Raw genomic sequence first — 571 nt, 5'->3', positions numbered from 1 at the left:
AGGCCGGCGCCGCCCGCCTCGACGGTGGCGTCGGCGGCCCACAGTTCCCCGCGGGGGACCCGCAGCAGCAGGTGGTGGCAGGCGTCCAGGACCTGGCCGGTGACCTCCACGGGCTCGGGCGCGCTGTCGTCGTAGGTGACCACCACCTCGCCGGTGCCGACCACGAGGTGGGTGACCGGCCGGGCGGCGGTGGCCGCGCCGGCGGACGCCGGTCCGGGCGTCTCGAAGTGGCGGCGCAGGGCGAGGGCGGCGCGCAGGGCCCGCTCGGCGTCGTCCTCGTGGGCCCGGGGGACGCCGAAGACGACCAGCCACACCGAGCCGAAGGCGCGGCGCACGTGTCCGCCGAAGGGCGCCGTCTCGCGCCGGATGTCGGCGGTCAGCTCCTTGATGGCGTGGTCGACGCGCTCGGGGGCGAGGGCGCCGCCGTCGGCCGTCCACCGGGCGCGGACCATGACGACGCTCGCCGGACGCCGCTCGACCCGTTCCCAGGACGCGCGGAGGGCGTGCTCGGCGGCCGGGGCGCCGGTGGTCCCGACGCGTCCGGCGGCACGGTCGTCGGCGTGCGCGGGCG

General features: G+C 79.3%; 1 pseudogene. It reads right to left on the bottom strand.

Annotated features, from left to right (window positions below):
* Window positions 1-571 (bottom strand): annotated as a pseudogene (locus tag BI06_RS51140) (hypothetical protein); the annotation flags it as partial.

This window comes from Kitasatospora sp. MBT66, assembly GCF_000710405.2.
In the GTDB taxonomy this organism is placed as follows: domain Bacteria; phylum Actinomycetota; class Actinomycetes; order Streptomycetales; family Streptomycetaceae; genus Kitasatospora; species Kitasatospora purpeofusca.
The sequence above is the reverse complement of the archived record's forward strand: the minus strand, read 5'-3'. Positions and strand labels throughout refer to the sequence as shown.